At 58.9% G+C, this 6,036-nt stretch carries 4 protein-coding genes and 3 tRNA genes; all 7 read left to right on the top strand.

All coding sequences use genetic code 11. The features are described from left to right. The first annotated feature begins 312 nt into the window (after positions 1 to 312). Positions 313 to 389 (top strand) — tRNA-Met (locus ACW5W4_RS01570). Positions 390 to 483: 94 nt separating this feature from the next. Then, positions 484 to 560 (top strand) — tRNA-Met (locus ACW5W4_RS01565). 81 nt (positions 561 to 641) lie between these two features. After that, a tRNA-Met gene (locus ACW5W4_RS01560) sits at positions 642 to 718 on the top strand. Between the two features lie 223 nt (positions 719 to 941). After that, positions 942 to 2,435 carry a M17 family metallopeptidase gene (locus ACW5W4_RS01555; RefSeq protein ID WP_456688184.1) on the top strand — a complete coding sequence of 498 codons (1,494 nt, stop codon included), beginning with the start codon at positions 942 to 944 and terminating at the stop codon, positions 2,433 to 2,435. Positions 2,436 to 2,526: 91 nt separating this feature from the next. Further along, the gene (yjjG, locus tag ACW5W4_RS01550) at positions 2,527 to 3,201 is read left to right on the top strand and encodes a pyrimidine 5'-nucleotidase (RefSeq protein ID WP_456688171.1); all 675 of its coding nucleotides are present in this window, start codon (positions 2,527 to 2,529) and stop codon (positions 3,199 to 3,201) included. A gap of 1,206 nt (positions 3,202 to 4,407) precedes the next feature. Continuing rightward, entirely contained in the window at positions 4,408 to 5,478 is a 1,071-nt protein-coding gene (locus ACW5W4_RS01545) for a helix-turn-helix transcriptional regulator (RefSeq protein WP_427263492.1), read from the top strand. A gap of 72 nt (positions 5,479 to 5,550) precedes the next feature. Continuing rightward, a complete protein-coding gene (locus tag ACW5W4_RS01540) occupies positions 5,551 to 5,973 on the top strand; it encodes a CBS domain-containing protein (protein WP_408795667.1) in 423 nt (140 codons plus the stop codon). Positions 5,974 to 6,036 lie beyond the last annotated feature (63 nt).

Genomic DNA, 6,036 nt, shown 5'->3' with positions numbered 1-6,036 from the left:
CAGTTTGTGCTGCCGGCACGAAGAGAGCGAAGTTACCCTCGCTGCGTGAAGCCAAGACCACAGAAGTACAGTGTGAAAAAAGCCAATAAAATCAATGCCAGTCAGCCTTAACTGACTGGCATTAGGCCCTGTGGGGCCCTTCTTGCATCCGGATGGACAGGGCAGAGAAGGCAAGGGATTGTTTCATCGCATAAAAATCCATCGCCCTGCTGGTAAAAGGGACGGATAGCGCCGCATTAATCTACAAACTCAACTTTATCAAGATTTTTGCTTGCAATATTTGCGCTGGCGCCTATTATTGGCGACCTCAGACGCGGGGTGGAGCAGCCCGGTAGCTCGTCGGGCTCATAACCCGAAGGTCGTCGGTTCAAATCCGGCCCCCGCAACCATCTGATATTCAAGATGATTATCGCAAGGCGATGGCAACTTGATGCTGGCAGTACCCAACCAGACAACTGCTCTGTCTCGTTGGCACAATTCGGACGCGGGGTGGAGCAGCTCGGTAGCTCGTCGGGCTCATAACCCGAAGGTCGTTGGTTCAAATCCAGCCCCCGCAACCACATTCAGTCTTGCTGTTCAACCGTGAACAGGAAGGCGCACCCGGGATGGCAACTGCTCTGCCATATTGGGGACAATTCGGACGCGGGGTGGAGCAGCTCGGTAGCTCGTCGGGCTCATAACCCGAAGGTCGTTGGTTCAAATCCAGCCCCCGCAACCACTTTTCTTTTCCTCTCGTTATTTCTTCTCGTTATCCTGTTTTCTCTCTCTGAACATGGCCCCCGATGTCGACCCCATTGCCCAGGATCTGCGGCAACTTGCCCCATGGTCGGGCGCATCAAAGCCAACCCCTATGGCAGGGCGTCATGGCGATCCCTTTCCCTCGGTAGTATCATCTCGCCTTCCTGTTTTCTTCGCTGTGTATTCATGGATGAGGCTGCCCCATCATGCTCGATTTTTGCTACCAGGCCCCCAGGATAGAGAATGATCCCCGGGAGCTTGATCAGTTCATGGGGCTGAATGCCCCCCTCAAGTTGTTGATCTGCCATCAGAATCTAAAGGCAACCCTGCTCGCGCGACCCGAGCTGGCCCCGGCGGCCCTGCAGTCAGCTTTGGGAGAGGAGGGGCCTTGTCTGTGCCCGATCATCGGATCGCCCGATGAGCAGGGACTGCTGCTGCTGGTCTTCAGCGAGGCCCTGGGCGAAGGCCATGGGCGCTATCGCCGGATCCGGCAGTGGATTGCCCCCCTGGCGTCATACCAGAGCCGCGAGCTGGCCCTGCATCTGGAAGGGTTCGACGGCGACGAGACGGCCCGCCTCGGCGAGGCGCTGCTGGCCAGCCTGCTGGCCGCCAATGTCAGCCTGCCGAGCCAAAAACGCGAGGCCAAAGCGGTGTGCGCCTATGAGCGGATCCTCAGCTCGCCCGCCTTTCCCCTGGATGTGACGCGCCTGTGCGCCGAGGCCGAGGGCAATGCCCTGGCTCGTCATCTCGGGGTCTTGCCCGCCTCCGTGCTCGATGCCCCTGGTTATCACCAGCGGGTGCGTGCGCTGGCCCGACAAGAGGGGTGGCAGTGTCAGGAGTATGATGAGGCCGCATTGCAGGCGCTGGGGGCCGGGGCGTTTCTCGCGGTGAGCCGGGGATCCGAGGATGGCCAGGGCGCCATCGTCAAGCTGAGCTATGAACCCGCCGGCGCCGAGCGCACCCTGGCTCTGGTGGGCAAGGGGATCTGCCATGACTCGGGTGGCTACAACCTCAAGGTGGGAGGATCCATGTATGGCATGCACCTGGACATGGGAGGCAGTGCGGTGGCCCTGGGCACCCTGCTTGCCATCAGCCGTGCCCGCCTGCCTGTCCGGGTTCACTGCTGGCTCGCCATCGCCGAGAACCACATAGGCCCCAGGGCCTATCGCCCCGGGGAGGTGGTCACCGCCTGCAATGGCACCACCATAGAGGTGGTGGACACGGACGCCGAGGGACGCATGGTGCTGGCGGATGCCCTGGCTCTGGCAGCCCGGGACCAGCCATCCCTTATCATCGATTACGCCACCCTGACCGGGGCCTGCAAGCGGGCGCTTGGCAGCGGTTACAGCGGCGCCTTCACCAATCAGCCCGCCTGGCTGCTCCCCCTCATCGCCCTGGGGCAGGAGAGCGGGGAGCGGGTCTGGCCCTTCCCCCATGACGAGGACTATGACGACAACCTGACGAGCGAGTGGGCGGATCTGCTGCAGTGTGCCCCCGGGGCCTCGCCGGATCACATAGACGCGACCCGCTTCCTCGGTCGCTTCGTGCCCGCCACTATTCCCTGGTTGCATCTGGACTTGTCCGGCTATCGCAACAAGGGGGGCAATGGGGTGGTGGGCAGCGAGGTGACTGGCTTCGGGGTACGTTTCACCCTGCGTCTGCTGGCCCGTTGGCAGGTCGGCGAGCTGGATGCCTGACTGGATCCCGTCGCCCCCCTGACCGATAATGGCGCCCCGCCTGCGACACGGGCGGGGCCGCCTCGGGTTTTCCATGCAGTAAAGGAGTGATATGAAGACGCCACGCTATGACTGGGTCCTGTTTGACCTCGATGAGACCCTGGTTGATTTCCCGGTGGGCCGCGCCCTGGAGCAGACCCTGCAACTGCACGGCATAGTGGCCAGTGAGGAGCGGATGCAGGCGTATCAGGCCCTCAATCACAGGCTCTGGGGGCAGTACAACAGTGGCGAGATCGATGCCGAGCAGCTGCAACAGACCCGTTTCTCACCCTTCGCCCCCGCCGGGGTCAACCCCCTGGCCATGAATGACACCTTTCTCACCCGGATCATCGCCCTGAGCCAGCCCCTGGAGGGGGTGGTCGAGACCCTGCTGAGCCTGAAGGAGAGGGTGAGCATGGGGATCATCACCAATGGCTTCAGCCTGCCTCAGCGCGGCCGTCTGACCAAGCTGGGCTGGCATGACTGGTTCGAGCCGCTGATCATCTCGGACGAGGTCAGGGTCACCAAGCCATCCGCCGCCATCTTCGAGCAGAGCCTGGCCCTGATGGGGCGCCCGGATCCTGCCCGGGTGCTGATGGTGGGGGACAACCCCAAGACGGATATTGCCGGTGCGGCCGCCGTGGGGCTGGCGACCTGCTGGTATAACCCCCATGGCCAGGAGGGGGAGTGCGCGCCGACCCATGAGATCCGCCACTTCCGCCACCTGGCCGAGATAGTACTGGGGTAAGTCGACCGCGCCCGGCGTGACCGCCACTGAGCAAGCAGGCAGCCTTCGGGCTGCCTGCTTTTTTTGGGCCTGACGCGGGCCGGTCCGCCCACGGGATCAGATTCGGGCACCGTTGTGATGAGGGCAGGGCCAGTCCGTGCTGGATAACCCGCTCCAGCAGGTCGACGCCCCGGGCCAGCATGGCTTCATCGAAGCTGAATGAGGGGGCGGTACAGATGAGGGCTCCCGAGGAGGACCTATTTTGGTTCTGGGGGAGGCTGCGAGCCCGGTGTGATGGGGCGCTTGATGGGGGCGGCCCCGCAAAAGAGAGAGAAAGAGTGGGTAAATGGGGGAGAAACCACAAACAAAAACACCAACGGCGAGAAAGTCGCAGTTGGTGTCGATAAAACAGTCGTTGTCTGGTCAGTCAGTGGGGCGACACGCGCCCCTCATGGCTCAAAACTGGGACAGTGAAGGCAGAGAAACTGCGACCAGAGTGAAAAACACGGTGAAGACGGCTGTAACTAAGAACTCAGTCATACTTTTTCTCCCTGGCTGACGGCTGATGGATACAAGATACCATACGAGGAGATTAAAACAATGGCATTTTTGTATTAAATGGCGCGTTCTCTGATGATGGCGCGTCAACGTGACATTTTTCAAAGCTGGTGAGTGAAATGCGAGCTGACTGGCTTTGTCAAGTAGGTCATTCGAGTGCTAATTAATTTAAACCCTTTAAAATCAACGCCTTGAGATTGGTTTGTGATCTGTTTATAGATGGGTTTTGAATGACGCCTTTTGCGTTTTTGCAGTTTTACTGGGCAAAAATCGGGGCCGCGCCCGACAAATCTTGTCATCGACACCGATTTTCGCGGTTCAGCCAGCACTAACCTCACTGAAAGCCACTATTTTACCCTTGTCTATTTTATCTGCGGCTCACCCCTTGCCCCCTGCTGGCCGGCATCAGTGGCGCGCGTCCTGGCGCGAGGCGAGCCCGCCAGAGGCGGAAGTGGCTGGGACGCCATTGGGAAGCAATAACGTGAAAGGGGAGGAAGAGGGGTTGCCGCCCCATGATGGCGAGGCATTAAATAAGGGATTTCTGATACAAGCGGGACGGTAAATATATTGACGCAACGGGGAGGGTAATTGTTCATTTGACTACTTTTCGCTTTAGTCAATGCAGAGTAAGATGCCTGCTCAATAAAAATAAGAATTAGGAGTTCGGGTGTGAAAACATTAGTAAGCGAGAGGGTATCGCCATATATAAGTCAATTATATGAGTGTGGTATTAATGATTCTGACATTAAGCTGGTCGTAGACAAATTTCGTTATGATCTCGGTGGCAGTTCAACCCTGCTTTTATTGCGTGATGATGACAAGAGCGACGGGATCAAGCTGTTTGCCAGCGGCTTGAGCGAGGCGCAGCAGCATTTTTATCTGCAACATCATCGTCAGGATGTCTGGTTCAATCACTACCTGGACAAGGGTTGCCAGGGGGTGGTCAGCGCCTATGAGATCTCCGACAACGCCGGGCTGCTCGCCAGTTTCGGTGCCCAGTTCGCCCTGGGGGGCGTGTGCCGGGTCAAGGACCATGGCCTGAGCTCCCTGTGCGGCTATCGCAGTGGTGCCCAGAGCGACTTCACCGTGCAAGAGCGGCACCTGGTGGCGGACATGTATGCCGGTTTCGCCGCCTGGAGTCAGCATTATTGGAATCTGCTGGCCCTGGAGACCCAGAATTATCAGCTGCAGCAATTGGTGCGCAATCACAATAAGCCCAGCGCCATCATAGATGACAAGGGTTATATCCATTATTCCAATACGGCGTTTAACCGCATCACGGATGAGAATGTGGAATTGCGTACCCTGGCCGGATTGTTTTCCTTGCAGAGCAAGGATCAGCAGCGTCAATTTAAAGAGATGCTCGCCGGTTTCGCCTATCTGCTGCCGGGAGCCAGTGCCTATCTTTGTGTACCCCGTCAGGCCAATCTCAGGCCCTTGTTGATCCAGTGCACCCTGATGAGCGGGCTGACGCGATACGAACGTTTCGTGGAGCTGGTGCTGCGCGACCCCGAGCACGCCTTCAATCCCGATATTGAAGCCCTGGCCAGCCTCTATCCCCTCACCATTGGCGAGAAGGAGCTGCTGATGCTGATGAGCAAGGGGTACAGCAGCAATGACATCGCCGAGTTGCGCGGCGTCAAGGTGGAAACCGTGCGCTCCACCCTCAAGGGGGTGTTCAAGAAGACCGATTGCCACAGCCAGAGCGAATTGCTGCTCTTGCTGCAATCCATCTCCTGAGGCGGGCGAGCTATGCTTGAAACGAGGACGCCAGCATAAGGCGGCTGAACCAGGTTCCTTAGGGGGTTCAAGATGAAAGCATTAATTGCCAAGGACTATATGCAGGTGAGGCCCATCACCTTCAAGGCGGAGATGATGGTGCAGTCTGCCGTGGCCAAGTTCGTCAACAGCAATCAACTGGGCGGGCCCGTCATCGACGCCAACGGTCGCCTCATCGGCTGGGTGTCGGAGCAGGACTGCATCGCCGTCATGCTCAAGGAGGCCTATCACTGCGAACAGGTGGCCCAGGTCAAGGACGTGATGCGCCAGGACGTGCTGACGGTGAGCCCGCAGACCAGCATTCTGGAGCTGGCCGAGATGATGCTCGGACAAAAGCCCAAGATGTATCCCGTGCTGGAGGCGGGGCGTCTGGTGGGGGTCATCAGTCGCCACGACGTGATGAAGGCCATCCATAACCAGCTCGATACCTGCTTCATTCCCCAGGCTCACGCCTGAGTTTCCCGAAATGGCAGGGGGCCCCCTGCCTTTCTCCCGTTTTTTGGTGACAGCGTTAATACT

Source organism: Aeromonas crassostreae (assembly GCF_054052445.1).
The sequence above is the reverse complement of the archived record's forward strand: the minus strand, read 5'-3'. Positions and strand labels throughout refer to the sequence as shown.

What these genes read in the sequence shown, in the direction of transcription:
- ACW5W4_RS01540 (WP_408795667.1), top strand. Translation starts at nt 5,551, where the DNA reads ATGAAAGCATTAATTGCCAAGGACTATATGCAGGTGAGGCCCATCACC.
- yjjG (WP_456688171.1), top strand. Translation starts at nt 2,527, where the DNA reads ATGAAGACGCCACGCTATGACTGGGTCCTGTTTGACCTCGATGAGACC.